This is a genomic window from Exiguobacterium sp. S3, from assembly GCF_018617295.1.
GTDB lineage: Bacteria > Bacillota > Bacilli > Exiguobacteriales > Exiguobacteriaceae > Exiguobacterium > Exiguobacterium profundum.
Genome location: NZ_JACSJW010000002.1, coordinates 201,915 through 218,816, shown reverse-complemented (window position 1 = coordinate 218,816; position 16,902 = coordinate 201,915). Strand labels below are relative to the sequence as shown.

Below are 16,902 nucleotides of genomic sequence, written 5' to 3'. Positions count from 1 at the left end.
CCAAACGTCACTCATTGACCGAGGCGAGGATTTCACGCCCGCCACGACCGAGCAATTCTTCTGCTACGTCCATTCCGAGTGCGATTCCGTCCGTTGACGTTTTCGTCACACGGAGCACTTCTTTCCCGTCCACTGACGCGATGAGACCTGTGAGTGTCACATCGTCACCGTCGACCGTCGCATAACCGCCGACCGGTACGTGACAACTTCCTTCGATCGCTTTTAAGAAGGTGCGCTCCGCTGTAGCCGCTTTCGCTGTCACTTCATCATGCAACAATTGAAGCACTGCTGTCACTTCTGCGTCGTCCTTGCGGCTCTCGATGGCGAGTACGCCCTGGCCGACAGCAGGTACCATGACGTCCGGGTCGAGCGCTTCGAAGTCGACACGATCTGTCCACCCCATCCGCTCGAGTCCTGCTTTCGCGAGCAAGATGGCATTGTAGTTCTCGGAGTCTAACTTCTTCAGACGCGTGTCGATGTTTCCACGAATCCATTGAATCTCAAGGTCAGGACGGGCTGCCAAGATTTGAGCACCACGACGGAGTGAGCTCGTTCCGACAATCGAACCTTTTGGAAGCGTCTCGAACGTGTAGCCGTTCTCACAGATGAGGACGTCACGCGCATCGACACGTTTCGGCATGCAGCTAATATAGAGTTCTTCTGGTAGTTCGGCCGGAACGTCTTTCATGCTGTGTACTGCGAAATCGATGTCCCCATCGAGCATCTGTTGTTGAATCTCTTTGACGAACAACCCTTTCCCACCGACTTTCGACAATTGCACGTCGACGATTTGGTCACCTTTCGTCACGATTTCTTTAATCTCGAACTCGTTCTTTGCTCCAGCTTGCTTCAACTGCTCGATGACCCATTTTGTTTGAGTCATGGCGAGTTGGGAACGGCGTGAGCCGACAATGATTTTCCGCATGTTCAATCTCTCCTTCATAGAAAAAGGCGACACGCGTCGCCTTTTTGTCTTGTTAGCGCATCAATGCGCGAAGTGGTGCTTTGGCAGAAGTGGCATCTGTTTCTTCCACTTCGTCTACAGGTTGTTCCGGCAACTCGACATCAAGTCCGAACGTCTCGATGAATTGAGCGATTCGAACGTTCGCGTCCGGTTGAGCCGCTGCATCTTTAATGTAGTCAATCGGGTCACGAAGCATTTGATTGATGATCGACTTCATGTGCTTCCCGATGACTTTCTTGTCTCGTGCTGACAAATGGTCGAGCTTACGCTCAAGACTAGTCATCGTATCTTCTTGAATATCAAGGGCACGAGCACGCAACTCGTTCATGATTGGCACGACACCAAGCGTGATGAGCCATGTTTGGAACTCTTGAATCGCTTCATCGATTTTCATTTCAATCTTTTCAGCCTCGACGAGACGTGCTTCAAGATTTTTGTTTACGATTCCATTCAAATCATCGACATCGAACAAATGCACACCCGGAAGTGTCGCGACCGCTGGATCGATATCTCGCGGCACAGCGATGTCAATGAGAAGAAGCGGACGTTCGCGGCGCAGCAACTGTGCAGCCGCTACATCGTCGTATCCAATGACGGCATCCTTCGCCCCGGTCGAACTAATCAAAATATCTGCATCAAGTAATCCACATGCGATCTCACGAATCGAATGGGCACGGCCTTTGAACTTATCCGCTACAGCTTTTGCTTTGCTCTCCGTCCGGTTGAAGACAGCGATTTGTTTCGCGCCAGCTTCAAATAAGTTGAGTGTCGTCAATTCACCCGTCTCACCGGCTCCGACGACGACGACTTGTTTGTCTTCAAGCTGTTGATACATCTCTTGTGCGAGCGTCACGGCAGCCGAACTGACCGATACAGACATTTCCCCAATTTGCGTGTCCGTATGGGCGCGCTTGGCGAGTGTAACCGCTTCTTTGAATAATTTGTTGAAGACCGTTCCTGTCGTTCCATGCTCCTGGGCACGGAAGAAACTCGTCTTCACTTGACCTAAAATTTGTGTTTCCCCGATGATCATCGAGTCGAGGCCCGAAGTGACACGGAACAAGTGGCGAATCGCCTCTTCCCCTTCTCGAATCGACAAGTATGGTGTGAACTGCTCCATCTCTAGGTTGAACCAGTTCGCCAAGAAACGTTTCGTGTAATAACGTCCAGTATGGAGTTGATCTGTCACGACGTACAGCTCCGTCCGGTTACACGTAGACAAAATAACCGACTCGAAAATGCTCTTCTCTTCGCGAAGTGCAATCATCGCATCCACGATTTCTTGCTCCCCAAACGAGAACTGCTCCCGAATCGCGACAGGGGCTGTCTTGTTATTTAGTCCAACGACGACAATATGCATGTATCTCTTCCCCTCATCTAAAATCCACCGACGGTTGTCTCTTCTTTTTTTCAATCTCTACCGTACATTATAACAGTTCTTATCTGGTAACTATAATCTTCTGTTTGATTTTCCTGAAATAAAATAAGAACTTTTTGTGACAAAAAGAAGTAGAAATGGCGAAACTCCATTCCTACCCTTTTTTTTATGGATTTGGCGAGTTCGGGTCCGTAATAATCGGACTCTCGGGCTCCTCTTTGTCCAAATAATGTTCTCGTTCTCGTAATTTATAGATGCGAACGATATTCTGGACAACCGTTTTGGCGACCGCATAAAACGGTACAGCGATGAGCATTCCGATGATACCAGCCAAATTCCCGGCTACGAGCAAGACGATGATAATCGTGAGCGGGTGTACTTTTAACGACTTCCCTTGAATGAGTGGCGAGATGACGTTCGACTCAATCTGTTGCACGACAATGATGACAACGATGACCCATAATACCTTGATTGGATCTTGAATGAATGCCACGACCACTGCCGGTGCAGCCCCTAGGAACGGTCCAACGTAAGGGATAATATTTGTTACCATCATGAAGAGTGCGAGCAAGATGGCATAATCTACACCGACGATCCAGAGACCAATCAGTGACGTGATTCCAACGAAGAATGCGACGAGCAACTGAGCGTTGACGTAACTCCGCACCGTCTCGTGCATGTCATGCAAGATGTGACGCGTTTCCTTTTCATAGCTCGATGGGAGCAATTTGACGATTGCGTCCGGTAGACGTTTCCCGTCAAGCAACATGTAGAGAAGCATGAACGGGATCACAACGATCGTGATGACCGCTGACGTCACGAATCCGACGACTTGACCGAATGATGAGGCAATGTTTCCGAATAAGTCTCCTAAGTACGACGTGATGTTCGTCGTCAAGTTACGGAACATCTCGTCATTTTCTGCCATGAAGCGTGCAAAGAACTCATTTTGTAGCAACGTGTCACGGACAGCGAACGCCTGTTTCTGAAGTTCTTTTGCGATACTCGGCATAGCGTTGACGAGCGACGTAATTTGTTCGCCTAAAACCGGTCCGAGAATACTGAAGACAAGTGTAAAAATAAGCACGAGTCCGATCAGTGTGATGGCTACAGCTAACGTTCGCTTCCCTTTTAAGCGTTTCTCTAAGAAATCGACAATCCCGACCAGGAAATAAAAGAAGAGTCCGGCCACAATGAGTGGAACCGTGACGAGTGCCAAGATGACTTGAATCGGTTCAAACACGAATGAGATCTGTGTCCCGACCCAAATGACTAAAAAGATGGTCAGCGTCCAAAAGAGGGCGCGATACCATTTGTTTTCAAACATGCGTTGCATTTCTCCACCTCGTTTACAATGATGACTATGTACTAACTATGATTATACGATAATTACCCGCTTGCGGGCTGACAAAAACAAAAAGGCGAAGGAATCCCTTCGCCTTCTCCTTATTCGCCTTCTGTGATGAGTGCGTAAATCGCTTTCCATGCCTCGTCTTTTCCTTCTGCCGTTTCGGCCGAGAAGGCGACAAAACGGTCAGATGGATCGAATTGAAGCTTACGTTTCACCGCCGCCTCATGTTTTTGACGCTGACTCTTCTTGATTTTATCGAGCTTCGTTGCCACAACGATGACCGGAATCTCATAATGTTTCAAGAAATTGTACATCGTCACATCGTCACCCGTAGGATCATGACGGATATCGACGAGTAAGACGACGCCACGAAGCGCCTCTTGGCTCGTCAAGTACTGCTCCATCATGACGCCCCACTTCTCACGTTCCGTCTTCGAGACTTTCGCATATCCGTATCCCGGAACGTCAACGAACATGATTTCATCATTGATGTTGAAGAAGTTGAGGGTCTGTGTCTTCCCTGGTTTCGAAGACGTCCGTGCGAGCGCCTTCCGTTGGCAAATCTTATTGATGAACGACGATTTCCCGACGTTCGACCGCCCGGCCAGTGCCACTTCCGGCAATTCATGGACCGGGTAATGGTCTGGCGCGACGGCACTCGTCACGAACTCTGCTTTGTTGATCTTCATTTAATTTCCTCCAAATGCTACATCTAGTACTTCATCGAGTGTCGTCACGGGAACGAACGTCAATTTCTCACGAACCGTCTCTTGAATATCATCGATGTCTCGCTCATTATCTTTCGGAATGACGATGGTCGTCAACCCGGCTCGATGAGCAGCGAGCGCTTTTTCTTTCAATCCGCCGATTGGCAAGACACGTCCACGGAGTGTGATCTCACCTGTCATCCCGACATCACGATGGACTTTCTTCCCGGTCAATGCGGAAATTAAGGCTGTCGCAATCGTGATTCCTGCCGACGGTCCGTCTTTTGGCACGGCACCCTCTGGCACGTGAATGTGAATGTCTTGTCGCTCATAGAACGTCGGGTCAATCCCGAACCGCTCTGCGTTTGCACGGACATAGCTATATGCTGTTTGTGCCGACTCCTGCATCACATCACCAAGTTTACCCGTCAACTGAAGTTTGCCTTTCCCTGGAGCGAGCGCCACTTCGATTGTGAGCGTGTCGCCACCAAACGCCGTGTAGGCAAGGCCTGTCACCGCACCGATGGAGTCCTCGGTCTCCCCTTTTCCGTAGCGATACTTCGGCTTCCCAAGATACGTGATGATCGCCTTTTTCGAAATCGTGACCCGTTTCTTCTCCCCGATGGCGATTTGTTTCGCGGCTTTTCGGCAGAGTGATCCGATGACGCGTTCTAAGTTCCGGACGCCGGCTTCACGTGTGTAACGACGGACGACTTCATAGAGCGCATCTTCTTTAATCGTCAACTGACTCTTCTTCAATCCGTGCTCTGCCAATTGTTTCGGCACCAAATGGCGCTTCGCGATCTCTACTTTCTCAAGCTCTGTGTACCCACCGATTTGAATCAATTCCATCCGGTCAAGAAGCGGTGCTGGGATTTGTGAGACATCGTTCGCAGTTGCGATAAAGAGAACGTTCGACAAATCGAACGGTTCTTCGATGTAGTGGTCCGAGAAGGAGACGTTTTGTTCTGGGTCGAGCACTTCTAGCATCGCGGACGCCGGGTCCCCTCTGAAGTCAGAAGCCATCTTGTCGATCTCATCGAGCAAGAAGACCGGATTTTTGCTTTCCGCTTGCTTCAGCCCACGGATGATCCGTCCTGGCATCGCACCGATATACGTACGACGGTGCCCACGGATTTCCGCCTCATCACGCACACCACCGAGTGAGACACGAACGAAGTGACGTTCAAGTGCCGAGGCGATCGAACGGGCGAGTGACGTCTTCCCGACCCCTGGAGGTCCGGCGAGACAGAGGATTGGTCCACGAAGCGAGTTCGTCAACTGGCGGACGGCCAAATACTCGAGGATACGGTCTTTTACCGATTCTAAGCCGTAATGGTCATCATCAAGGACGTCTGCCGCATGTTTCACGTCAAGCTTATCTTCCGTCTCAATGCCCCACGGAAGAGAGGTGACCCAGTCGAGGTAGTTACGGATGACCGCATACTCCGGAGACGTCTGCGGCACGACGTTCAATCGTTCCGCTTCACGCATGACGTTCTTCCGCGTCGTCTCTGGCAAGTCGAGCGCCTCTAGCTTCTCACGAAGGCGGTTCGGTTCTGACTCTTGCGTCTGGTCACCGAGTTCTTGTTGGATCGTCTTCATTTGTTCTCGTAAGTAGTACTCGCGCTGTGACTGCTCAATTGACTTCTTCGTCCGCTCACGCATCTCTTGCTCGAGTTCAATCACTTCGACTTCATGTGCGATAATTTCAAGCAGTTCAAGTCCTCGCTTGACGGCATCTGCCTCTTCGAGCATCGCTTGGCGAAGCTCGACGTCGACATCGAGTTTTGACGTGATATAGTCCGTGAGTGATTCAAGCCGCTCATACATCTCGAAACGGCGACGCTCATCTGGCGACATACCCTTAATGTTTGCGACGAGTTTTCCGAACTGTTCTTTCAACAGACGGACGAGTGCTGTTCGTTCGACCTCTTCCCCTTCTACGAGTTCGACCGGTTCGATGTTAGCGAACCAACCTTCATCCGTCGATTCGACCGAGTCGACACGGACGCGCTCTTTCCCGACGATCCGAACCCGAATCGTCTCGTTCGACAGTTCACTCATCTTCGCGATGTGGACACGCGTTCCAACCGTGTATAAGTCTTCCGGTTCCGGTGACTCGTTCCCTGTTTCTTTCTGTGTCACGACAATCAAATCTGTTTCATGCTCCTTTGCGGCAAGGAGCGCCCGAAGGGATAACGGGCGTCCGACATCGATGGTCACACCGATGAGCGGATATACGACGACTCCTCGCAAAGGAAGGATTGGTAATTTTTCCATTTACAACGCCTCCTGTGCAAAAAGGCCCAAAACTCGGATGTGCCGAGTGTTTGAGCCTTCTTCGTTAAAGAATTATGCTGTCTCTTTGTTGTCCCCTGTCTGTTCGACAGTACCGTCACGAAGGACGTATTTCGGACCGGCAAGACCCGTAATCGTTTCATCCGTGATGATGACTTTCTCGATATCGTCACGCGATGGGACAGTGAACATCACATCGAGCATCATTTCTTCGATAATCGAGCGGAGACCGCGCGCGCCAGTCTTACGTTTGATCGCAAGTTTGGCGATTTCGATCAATGCTTCGTCTGTGAACGTCAATTCGACATCGTCAAGCTCGAGCATTTTCTCGTACTGACGGACGAGAGCATTTTTCGGCTTCGTCAAGATTTCAACGAGCGCTTCTTCATCGAGTGTCGTGAGCGTCGCCATGACTGGCAAACGTCCGATGAACTCAGGAATCAAGCCGAATTTTTGAAGGTCTTCAGGGAGTGCGCGGGCGAGCAAGTCTTCTTGCGTCAACTCGCGATTCTCTTGGTCGTTTCCGAAACCGATGACTTTCTTCCCGATTCGGCGTTTGACGACCGATTCGATGCCGGCGAATGCGCCACCGACAATGAAGAGAATGTTTGTTGTGTCGATTTGGATAAATTCTTGATGCGGATGCTTACGTCCACCTTGTGGCGGTACGCTTGCTGTCGTGCCTTCAAGAATTTTAAGGAGCGCCTGCTGAACGCCTTCACCGGATACGTCACGCGTAATCGATGGGTTTTCAGACTTACGGGCAATCTTATCAATTTCATCGATGTAGATGATCCCTTTTTCAGCCTTCTCGACATCATAGTCAGCCGATTGAATCAATTTAAGCAAGATATTCTCAACGTCTTCCCCGACGTAACCTGCTTCCGTCAAGCTCGTCGCATCCGCGATTGCGAATGGGACGTTCAAGACGCGAGCCATCGTCTGAGCGAGAAGCGTTTTTCCGCTACCCGTTGGTCCAATCATGACGATGTTCGACTTCGCAAGTTCGACATCATCCGAACGGCCACCGGCGTTGATACGTTTATAGTGGTTATAGACAGCAACTGAAAGCGCACGTTTGGCGCGGTCTTGACCAATGACATAATCGTCTAGGATGTTACGAATCTCTTGTGGTTTTGGAATGTCTTTGAATTCAACTTCTTCCTCTACACCGAGCTCTTCCTCAACAATTTCATTGCAAAGTTCGATACATTCATCGCAAATGTATACGCCAGGACCGGCGACTAACTTACGAACTTGTTCCTGCGATTTTCCGCAAAACGAGCACTTGAGTTGCCCCTTTTCCTCGTTAAATTTGAACATTCGATACACCCCTTCTGTGGTGAAAATGGATGTAAGTGCGATAAATCGCGATTTGTATTTTCTGGTGCGATGCACCGTGAAAAGACATTTTACATCTCTGCGTTGAAATAATTGTAGCATGAACATATTGCGACTTCAAAGAATTACACATGCAATGTGCTGTGACAGAAAAAAGGACGACCGCTAGGCAGTCGTCCCTTCGAATATCAGCTTACTTCGCTTTACCGTTTTCAACGAGGATGTCGATCGCTTTACGGAATTTGAGGTCACCTTTAAGTGTCTCAAGGCCGCCTTGCGGAGCGAGCATCGTACGGAGTTGGTCCGGTGCGATGTTGTAAAGTTTAGACATTTCTTCAAGCTCTTTCTCAGCATCTTCGTCAGATACTTCGATTGCTTCTTTGTCAGCGATTGCTTTCAAGACGAGACGAGCTTTTACGCGCTCTTCAGCTTGCTCTTTCATCTCTTCGCGCATTGCTTCTTCAGAAGTACCAGTGAGCTCGAAGTACATGTTAAGGTCGATTCCTTGTGAAGATACACGTGAACCGAACTCTTGTACCATGCGGTCAACTTCTTGTTCAACGAGAACTTCCGGTACGTCGATTGTCGCGTTAGCAGTTGCCTGCTCTACGAGTTGGTCGCGCATTGTACCTTCAGCTTCTTGTTTCTTACCAGCTTCTAAACGCTCACGGATGCTTGCTTTCAACTCGTCGAGTGTCGAAACAGACTCGTCGATGTCTTTTGCAAACTCGTCGTCGAGTTCAGGAACTTGTTTTGTTTTGACTTCGTGAAGTTTGACTTTGAATGTCGCTGGTTTACCCGCCAAGTTTTCAGCGTGGTACTCTTCAGGGAATGTTACTTCAACGTCTTTTTCTTCACCAGCAGTCATGCCGATCATTTGCTCTTCGAATCCTGGGATGAATTGACCAGATCCGATTTCGAGTGTGTAGTTCTCAGCTGTGCCGCCTTCGAACTGCTCACCGTCAGCGAAACCTGCGAAATCAAATACAGCTGTATCGCCGTTTTCGATTGCACCTTCTTTAACAGCTAGTTCTGCGCCTTGCTGTTGAAGTGCTTCAAGTTCTGCTGTTACTTCGTCTTCTGTTACTTCAGTTGAAACAGCTTCGTACTCGAGGCCTTTGTATTCGCCAAGCTCAGCTTCTGGCTCAACCACGAATGTCACTTTGAAAGCGACTGGTTTGCCTTTCTCGAGCGTGCCGTCTACATCGATGTTTTCGAGCGCGATTGGTTCGAAACCAGCTTCTTCAACCGCACCTTGGATTGTGTCGCGGTAGAGAATGTCGAGCGCATCTTGATAGAGTGCTTCTTCTCCATACATTTTGTTGAACATTGGGCGTGGCAATTTACCTTTACGGAAGCCAGGCACGTTCAAGTCTTTGACGACTGTTTTAAATGCGGCGTCAACTGCTTTATCAAAAGCTTCTGCAGGAGCTTCGTACGTGAGTACGCCTTGGCTACCTGATGTTTTTTCCCATTTTGCTGTCATGCTAAGTCCCTCCAACAATTCGTTTATACCGTACAAAAATGTACAACAATCCGTATTATAGCATAAATCCTCGGTAAGCACACAAGGATTTAGTCTAATAACGCCTGTGTAAAGCGAAGATCCGCCTCTAAAATCTCAGCGGCTAAACCGTCGACTGATTCGTCATGTAAAATCGCTTGTTTCGCCTGTACGAGCGCCTGTTCCACATCCGCTTTTTCGGCCGGCACATACGGATAATGCGTATACATGTAATTCATCAACAGCTGGGTCCCGATCTCATCGCCCTCAACTGATTTTTGAAGAGAAAAGACGGTCTGCTCCCACGTTTCAATCTGCGCTTTTGCTTCCGTTCGTGTCATCTTGTTCGAAACGTCCCCATCCGTCCATTCGATGACATCTAGTTCGGCGAACGCTTTTTCCAACACGATCAGTTTGACGAGCTTCGGACGCTCCGACACGAGCAATTCATGAAGCACATTGTCGAGCACGGGGTCGATTTGAAAGTGAACATGTTGTAATGCTTCAATCTGTTCCCCCGTACTCCCTCGCGTCAGCGTTCGTTTCAACTTGGCAATTGCCGCCGGAAATTCGGTCATCTTCAACACTTGAAGTACCTGATGTGCCTGTGTGTTGACCGTATCCTTCTTGTCCTGCCATTCGAGATACTGGTTGATCCAGTGCGCCGCTTCAAACGGTTGGTCACGCATGATGTAATACTGCGCAATCTGCAACCCTCCTGAGGCCGGTTCTTCCGCCTCGGACATATGGATGCTGACGAGTTCCTGCAGCTTCTCGAGTGTCTCTGGGTCGTCCGGCCGTTCCATTGCACATTGGAAGATTTCCATGAAAATAAACGGGTCACCTGGAATCGTCTGATACCAATCCCATAAAATCGGTTCGATCCGCTGTCGTTCCCCAGAAGCATCTGCCTCCTGAATCATCTTATGCAGACGCGCCCAATTCCCAGGGAACGGATAGTCCTGATCCTTTTCCTTCTCCATCTTCCCTCACCCTCTCTTCCATTCCCCTTCATCTTCCGTTAGGACGCGATTCCTTGTCAATCGATTTCCCGGAAAATGAAAAAAGAGACGTTCTCCGTAGAGAGCGTCTCTATTTTAATGGAAGCGTCCCAAGAGGGATTCGAACCCCCGACCGACGGCTTAGAAGGCCGTTGCTCTATCCTGCTGAGCTATTGGGACATTGACATGAAAACTATAATAGAAAAATGGTTTCCTGTCAATCGATTTCCCATCCGAAACTCATAGTTTTCCTGAGATGTCCAAGTCTTCAACGTGAGAACCGTCTTCTGAGCGATAGAAACGCACTGTTGCTTCTCCCGCTTCGAGATCGAGTAACGCATACGTTTTGTCCGTTCGTCCTCGCGGCATGCGAATCGAACCTGGGTTGATGTAGACAACCCCGTCCTCGATCAGCGCACCCGCCACATGCGAGTGACCGAACAAGACGACATTCGCTCCCACTTCTTCCGCTCGATACCGTAGACGGTTCAAATCGAATTTGACGTCATGATGGTGCCCGTGAACGATTAAAATCGTGCCGGCATCCGTCGTCTCGATGCGTTCGAGGGGAAGATCTCCACCGAAATCACAATTCCCCCGAACCGTTCGATAAGGTAACAAATGTTCATCGACAAGGGCGAGTTGTGAATCCCCGCAATGGAAGGCGTCATCAATTTCCGCCTCGTGCCTTTCAAAAATCGTCGTCAACTCTTCGGTCAAACCATGACTATCACTCACTATTAGAAAACGCATAAGCTTCATCCTTTCATGAATGGTATGATTTCTGCCTCCAGTTTTCGTAGTGCCTGTCCACGGTGGCTGACGACCGCCTTCTCGTCACGCTCCAACTCTGCCGCTGTCTTATGAAGCGATGGGACGATAAAGAGTGGATCGTATCCGAAGCCATTTTCGCCTTGTGGGGAATAACCGATTGTCCCTTCGATCGTTCCACGAACGGTCAACGTCTCTCCGCTCGGTTTTGCGAGACAGAGCGCACAGACGAAACGAGCCGTACGATTCGTTTCTCCGTTCAATTTTTCAAGAAGAAGTGCATTGTTTGCCTCGTCTGACTTTTCTGGACCTGCAAAGCGGGCTGAATATACTCCCGGTGCCCCGTCAAGTGCGTCGACTTCAAGACCGGAGTCGTCCGCCAGAACGGCATGTCCAAAATAAGCTGCCGCCTCGGTCGCTTTTAACGCCGCGTTCTCTTCAAACGTCGTGCCGGTCTCTTCCGTCTCTGGTGCATCCGGATAGTCGAGTAGTGATTCGACCTCGAACCCGAGCGGCGTCAGCATTCCTTCGAGTTCTTTCACTTTTCCAGGATTGTGTGTCGCAATGATCAACTTCATAATGTCTCCTCCGAACGTTCTCCGACGTACCACCAAGAAGCACCGAGTGCCGCTTCCGCCGTCTTGAATAATGATTCGATGCCGTGTTGCGCGAGCGCGAGCATCTCGTTCATCTCTTGTAGCGTGAACGTCGCCTCTTCCCCTGTACCTTGTACTTCGACGAATCGTCCGCTTGCCGTCATGACGACATTCATGTCGACCTCTGCCGCGGCATCTTCTAGGTAATCCAAGTCCAAGACGAGCTCATCGGTCCGTCCGACAGAAATCGCAGCCACACCTTCTTTAATCGGTGTATCTTCAAGTTTCCCTTGGCGAATCAAGCGATCGACGGCCAACACGAGCGCGCAAAAGCCACCGGTGATGGAAGCCGTCCGAGTCCCGCCATCCGCTTGAATGACGTCACAGTCGACCCAAATCGTCCGTTCGCCGAGACGTTCTAAGTCCACGACCGAGCGGAGCGACCGGCCAATCAAACGCTGAATCTCCATCGTTCGTCCCGATTGTTTTCCACGTACCGATTCCCGGACAGTACGGTCTCCCGTCGCCCGTGGGAGCATCGCATATTCTGCATTGATCCACCCTTGTTTCTTTCCGCGAAGGAAATTCGGTACCCGCTCTTCCACAGTCGCGGTACAGATGACTTTCGTATCGCCGATTGAAATTAAAACGGACCCTTCCGCATGTTTGTTCACGTGCGGCACAATCTCGACTGGGCGCAGTTCATCAAATCGTCTCGCATCACGCAATGCCGGTCACCTCGACTTTCTCCGCATGAACCGGACGCCCGAGCCATTCGCTCGCGAGTCGGTCAAATAGTTCGATATCACCCGTCGCATAGAAGGCATGTGCCGGGACTGCATCCAATCCATTCTCAAGTTCCTGATAATCGAGCATCGCAGCCACTTCAAGCGCCGTCTCGTCACCTGATGAGATGAGGTGGACGTCCGGTCCGACCACATCTTGAATAACTGGGGCAAGGAGTGGGTAGTGCGTACAACCGAGAATCAGCGTATCCATCTCGGATGGTTGAAGTGGACGAAGCGTCTCCTCCACCACTTGTCGCACGCGCTCTCCAGACACTTCTCCAGCCTCTACGAGCGGGACGAACGGTGGGCACGCGAGTGAATACACATCGACCTCACCTGCCACGTGACGTAACGCCTTCTCATATGAACCGCTCTCAATCGTCATCTTCGTACCGATGACACCGATATGCTTGTTGCGCGTTCCTTTGACAGCCGCGCGGGCACCCGGGTCGATGACACCAATGACCGGGATGTCGAGACGTTTGCGCGCCTCTTTCAATACGACCGCGGTCGCCGTATTACAGGCGATGACAATCATCTTGACGTCTTTCTTCAATAAAAATTCAATCAATTCCCATGTATATGCTTCAATCTCATCGTGCGGACGCGGCCCGTATGGACAGCGTTCAGTATCTCCAATATAGACAATCTCTTCTTTAGGGAGTTGGCGCATCAATTCTTTGACTACCGTCAACCCGCCGACTCCTGAATCGAGGACTCCAATCGCTCGTTTCATTTTCATCACTTCCATTCTCACCTATCTTACCAAAAAACCTCGGACGGAAAAAGAAACGTTCCCATGACAAAAAAAGACGAGGTCGCCAGTGGCGCCTCGTCCCTTACCCGAATTACTGAGCAAGACCTTCGCTAGTGAGCATGTCAGAAAGCGTGTTGATCGCTTCTTCTGCATCTTCACCTTCAGCAGTGATCTTGATTGTAGAATCTTTTGCGATACCGAGTGAAAGTACACCCATGATCGACTTCAAGTTAACTGTTTTACCATTGTACTCGAGGTTGATGTCTGATTGGAACTTAGAAGCTGTGTTAACTAACTGAGTAGCTGGACGAGCGTGAATTCCTGAATCAGCAACGACTGTGAACGTTTTTTCCATGAGATGATGGTCTCCCTTCAAAATTCAATTCTACAGGCGAACCAGCAGAATATTTTTTGTTTGTGAACTCATTATCAAATGATAGCGGATTCGCAAAAATTCTGCAAGCGGTTTTTATATTCCGGAGTCCATTCCGTAGGACGACCTTCCTTCGTTAAATGAACGAGGCTTGTCCGTCCGGCGAAAAGGAGTTGCTCTCCGTCATATGCCCCGTAATGAATATCACATGAAGTGTTTCCGACCGTCAAGATATTGGCATGCACAGTCAGCTGTTGACGTGGCATGACTTGTCGAACATAGTCACATTGCGCATCGGCGACAACGACGAATCCGTCCTTTAAAGAGAATCCTGTCGCCTCTAACAACTCGATCCGGGCATCTTCGAAATAGATGAACGGAATTGTGTTGTTCATGTGACCATACGGGTCGCACTCCGAAAAGCGGACTTTCACATCGAGCGCGACACCTGCTTTGACACGTGTTTCCCAACCTGGCTCTCGAAAGTACTTGGTCATCGGCTCGCTTACGCCTCGACCGCAGAACCGGTGCGACCTTTGTCACTACCAAAGAACTGTTTGAACGAGTGAAGCGTCGTTTGACGGTTCATCGAAGCGATTGACGTCGTGAGCGGGATGCCCTTCGGACAAACTTCGACACAGTTTTGTGCGTTTCCGCATTGCATGATGCCGCCGTCTTCCATGAGTGCCTCGAGGCGGTCTTCCGCGTGGAAGGCACCTGTTGGATGTGAGTTGAAGAGTCGGACTTGCGAAATCGCCGCTGGACCGATGAAGTCCGATTTGTCGTTCACGTTCGGACACGCTTCAAGACAAACACCACACGTCATACATTTCGATAGTTCGTACGCCCATTGACGTTTGTTCTCCGGCATACGCGGTCCTGGACCGAGGTCGTATGTGCCGTCGATTGGGACCCATGCCTTCACTTTTTTCAACGCGTCGAACATGCGTTGACGGTCGACTTGAAGGTCACGGATGACCGGGAACGTCTTCATCGGTGCAAGACGAATCGGTTGCTCGAGTTTATCGACGAGTGCCGTACACGACTGGCGCGGCTTCCCGTTGATAATCATCGAACAGGCACCACATACTTCTTCAAGACAGTTCATGTCCCAGTTGATCGGTGTCGTCTTGTCCCCGTTCGCATTGACCGGGTTACGGCGGATTTCCATCAATGCCGAGATGACGTTCATGTTTGGACGGTATGGTACCGTGAATTCTTCCGTATACGTCGCTTGATCCGGTCCATCTTGGCGTTCGATAATGAAGCGGATGTCTTTTTGTTCAGATTGCATTGGCGTCGTCATTTCGTCTTCGCCCCTTTCTTCGAGTAATCCCGTTTACGTGGCGGGATTAACGAAACATCGATGTCTTCATACGAGATATCGACTTCCCCATCTTTGTAACGTGCCATCGTCGTCTTCATGAACTGCTCATCATTACGTTCCGGGAACTCCGGTTTGTAATGGGCACCACGGCTCTCGTCCCGCTTGAGCGCGCCAAGTGTGATGACGCGTGCGAGGTCGAGCATGTGGTCGAGTTGTCGAATGAACGATGCCCCTTGGTTGCTCCAACGTGCCGTATCCGTAGCTGAAATCTTATGGAAACGTTCACGCAATTCTTGGATTTTCTTGTCGGTCGCTTCAAGTTTGTCATTGTAGCGAACAACTGTGACGTTGTCCGTCATGAGTTCACCGAGTTCACGGTGGATTTGATAAGCATTCTCTGTTCCATCCATCGCAAGGATGTTGTTGAATCGCTCGATTTCTTCACGTTCATTGAAGTTGAAGAGCGCTTCTGAAACGCTTTCTGTCGCTTGATCGAGACCACGCATGTAGTTGACTGCCGCAGGCCCTGCTTCCATTCCGCCATGAACGGCTGAAAGAAGAGAGTTCGCACCTAGACGGTTCGCACCGTGCATCGAGTAGTCACATTCACCGGCTGCGAAGAGTCCTGGAATGTTCGTCATCTGATCGTAGTCGACCCATAGTCCGCCCATCGAATAGTGGACTGCCGGGAAGATTTTCATCGGTACTTTACGCGGGTCGTCGCCTACGAATTTCTCGTAGATTTCAAGGATTCCACCAAGTTTGATGTCAAGTTCTTTCGAGTCTTTGTGAGACAAGTCGAGGTAGACCATGTTCTCGCCGTTGACGCCGAGTTTTTGGTTGACACATACATCGAAGATCTCACGTGTTGCGATGTCACGCGGTACGAGGTTTCCGTATGCTGGATATTTCTCTTCGAGGAAGTACCACGGCTTCCCGTCTTTGTATGTCCAGACACGTCCACCTTCCCCACGAGCCGATTCACTCATGAGACGAAGTTTGTCATCCCCTGGAATCGCCGTCGGGTGAATCTGGATGAACTCCCCGTTCGCGTAAACCGCGCCTTGGCGATAAACCGCTGCCGCTGCTTGTCCTGTGTTGATGACCGAGTTTGTCGACTTACCGAAGATGACCCCTGGGCCACCTGTCGCCAAGATGACCGCGTCCGATGGGAACGCTTTAATTTCCATCGAGCGCAAATCTTGACATACCGCACCGCGGCAGATGCCTTCTTCGTCGATGACCGCACGAAGGAACTCCCAGCCCTCATACTTCTCGACGAGACCTTGCGCTTCGTAACGACGAACCTGCTCATCGAGTGCATAAAGAAGTTGCTGTCCTGTCGTCGCTCCGGCGTATGCCGTACGGTGGTGAAGCGTTCCACCGAAACGACGGAAGTCTAAGAGACCTTCTGGCGTACGGTTGAACATAACGCCCATCCGGTCGAACATGTGAATGATTTTCGGAGCATTCTCCGCCATCTTTTGGACAGGCGGTTGGTTGGCGAGGAAGTCACCTCCGTAGACCGTGTCGTCAAAGTGTTGCCAAGGAGAGTCACCTTCCCCTTTCGTGTTGACGGCCCCGTTAATCCCACCTTGGGCACAAACTGAATGTGAACGCTTGACCGGTACAAGCGAGAATAGTTTTACCGGAACACCCATCTCTGCCGACTTGATTGTCGCCATGAGTCCAGCTAGACCGCCACCGATGACGATCAAACTTTGATTTGCCATGTAAAATTCC

At 50.3% G+C, this 16,902-nt stretch carries 16 protein-coding genes and 1 tRNA gene; all 17 read right to left on the bottom strand.

Translation table 11 applies throughout. The features are described 5' to 3' along the window. Nucleotides 1-7 precede the first annotated feature (7 nt). The gene (hemC, locus tag KNO65_RS06085) at nucleotides 8-925 is read right to left on the bottom strand and encodes a hydroxymethylbilane synthase (RefSeq protein WP_078146536.1); all 918 of its coding nucleotides are present in this window, start codon (nucleotides 923-925) and stop codon (nucleotides 8-10) included. Nucleotides 926-977: 52 nt separating this feature from the next. Beyond that, nucleotides 978-2,324 carry a glutamyl-tRNA reductase gene (gene hemA / locus KNO65_RS06080; RefSeq protein WP_074037529.1) on the bottom strand — a complete coding sequence of 449 codons (1,347 nt, stop codon included), beginning with the start codon at nucleotides 2,322-2,324 and terminating at the stop codon, nucleotides 978-980. A 184-nt stretch (nucleotides 2,325-2,508) separates the two neighbouring features. Then, nucleotides 2,509-3,678, bottom strand: a complete 1,170-nt coding sequence (locus KNO65_RS06075) for an AI-2E family transporter (protein ID WP_015881116.1) — start codon at nucleotides 3,676-3,678, stop codon at nucleotides 2,509-2,511. Between the two features lie 110 nt (nucleotides 3,679-3,788). Further along, a complete protein-coding gene (gene yihA / locus KNO65_RS06070; protein ID WP_015881115.1) occupies nucleotides 3,789-4,382 on the bottom strand; it encodes a ribosome biogenesis GTP-binding protein YihA/YsxC in 594 nt (197 codons plus the stop codon). After that, a complete protein-coding gene (gene lon / locus KNO65_RS06065; protein ID WP_214782561.1) occupies nucleotides 4,383-6,683 on the bottom strand; it encodes an endopeptidase La in 2,301 nt (766 codons plus the stop codon). Nucleotides 6,684-6,755: 72 nt separating this feature from the next. Then, complete coding sequence (clpX, locus tag KNO65_RS06060) at nucleotides 6,756-8,024, bottom strand: ATP-dependent protease ATP-binding subunit ClpX (protein ID WP_015881113.1); 1,269 nt, start codon at nucleotides 8,022-8,024, stop codon at nucleotides 6,756-6,758. A 211-nt stretch (nucleotides 8,025-8,235) separates the two neighbouring features. Beyond that, nucleotides 8,236-9,528, bottom strand: a complete 1,293-nt coding sequence (gene tig, locus KNO65_RS06055; protein ID WP_015881112.1) for a trigger factor — start codon at nucleotides 9,526-9,528, stop codon at nucleotides 8,236-8,238. A gap of 89 nt (nucleotides 9,529-9,617) precedes the next feature. Beyond that, the gene (locus tag KNO65_RS06050; protein ID WP_214782558.1) at nucleotides 9,618-10,529 is read right to left on the bottom strand and encodes a hypothetical protein; all 912 of its coding nucleotides are present in this window, start codon (nucleotides 10,527-10,529) and stop codon (nucleotides 9,618-9,620) included. Nucleotides 10,530-10,653: 124 nt separating this feature from the next. Continuing rightward, nucleotides 10,654-10,727 (bottom strand) — tRNA-Arg (locus KNO65_RS06045). A 60-nt stretch (nucleotides 10,728-10,787) separates the two neighbouring features. Beyond that, entirely contained in the window at nucleotides 10,788-11,300 is a 513-nt protein-coding gene (locus KNO65_RS06040) for a metallophosphoesterase family protein (protein ID WP_015881110.1), read from the bottom strand. 5 nt (nucleotides 11,301-11,305) lie between these two features. Then, complete coding sequence (locus tag KNO65_RS06035) at nucleotides 11,306-11,896, bottom strand: XTP/dITP diphosphatase (RefSeq protein WP_074037535.1); 591 nt, start codon at nucleotides 11,894-11,896, stop codon at nucleotides 11,306-11,308. Continuing rightward, complete coding sequence (gene rph, locus KNO65_RS06030) at nucleotides 11,893-12,642, bottom strand: ribonuclease PH (protein WP_015881108.1); 750 nt, start codon at nucleotides 12,640-12,642, stop codon at nucleotides 11,893-11,895. Before rph ends, KNO65_RS06035 begins: the two co-directional genes overlap by 4 nt. After that, complete coding sequence (racE, locus tag KNO65_RS06025; protein ID WP_078147903.1) at nucleotides 12,635-13,438, bottom strand: glutamate racemase; 804 nt, start codon at nucleotides 13,436-13,438, stop codon at nucleotides 12,635-12,637. The genes rph and racE overlap by 8 nt, the downstream gene beginning before the upstream one ends. A gap of 112 nt (nucleotides 13,439-13,550) precedes the next feature. Next, complete coding sequence (locus KNO65_RS06020) at nucleotides 13,551-13,814, bottom strand: phosphocarrier protein HPr (protein WP_015881106.1); 264 nt, start codon at nucleotides 13,812-13,814, stop codon at nucleotides 13,551-13,553. Nucleotides 13,815-13,888: 74 nt separating this feature from the next. Then, nucleotides 13,889-14,329: an acyl-CoA thioesterase gene (locus KNO65_RS06015; RefSeq protein WP_074032771.1), complete on the bottom strand. Its 441-nt coding sequence runs from the start codon at nucleotides 14,327-14,329 to the stop codon at nucleotides 13,889-13,891. Between the two features lie 8 nt (nucleotides 14,330-14,337). Continuing rightward, nucleotides 14,338-15,126 (bottom strand): succinate dehydrogenase iron-sulfur subunit, encoded by a 789-nt coding sequence (gene sdhB / locus KNO65_RS06010; protein WP_193343274.1) that lies wholly within the window; start codon nucleotides 15,124-15,126, stop codon nucleotides 14,338-14,340. An 8-nt stretch (nucleotides 15,127-15,134) separates the two neighbouring features. Further along, nucleotides 15,135-16,892: a succinate dehydrogenase flavoprotein subunit gene (gene sdhA / locus KNO65_RS06005; protein WP_015881103.1), complete on the bottom strand. Its 1,758-nt coding sequence runs from the start codon at nucleotides 16,890-16,892 to the stop codon at nucleotides 15,135-15,137. Nucleotides 16,893-16,902 lie beyond the last annotated feature (10 nt).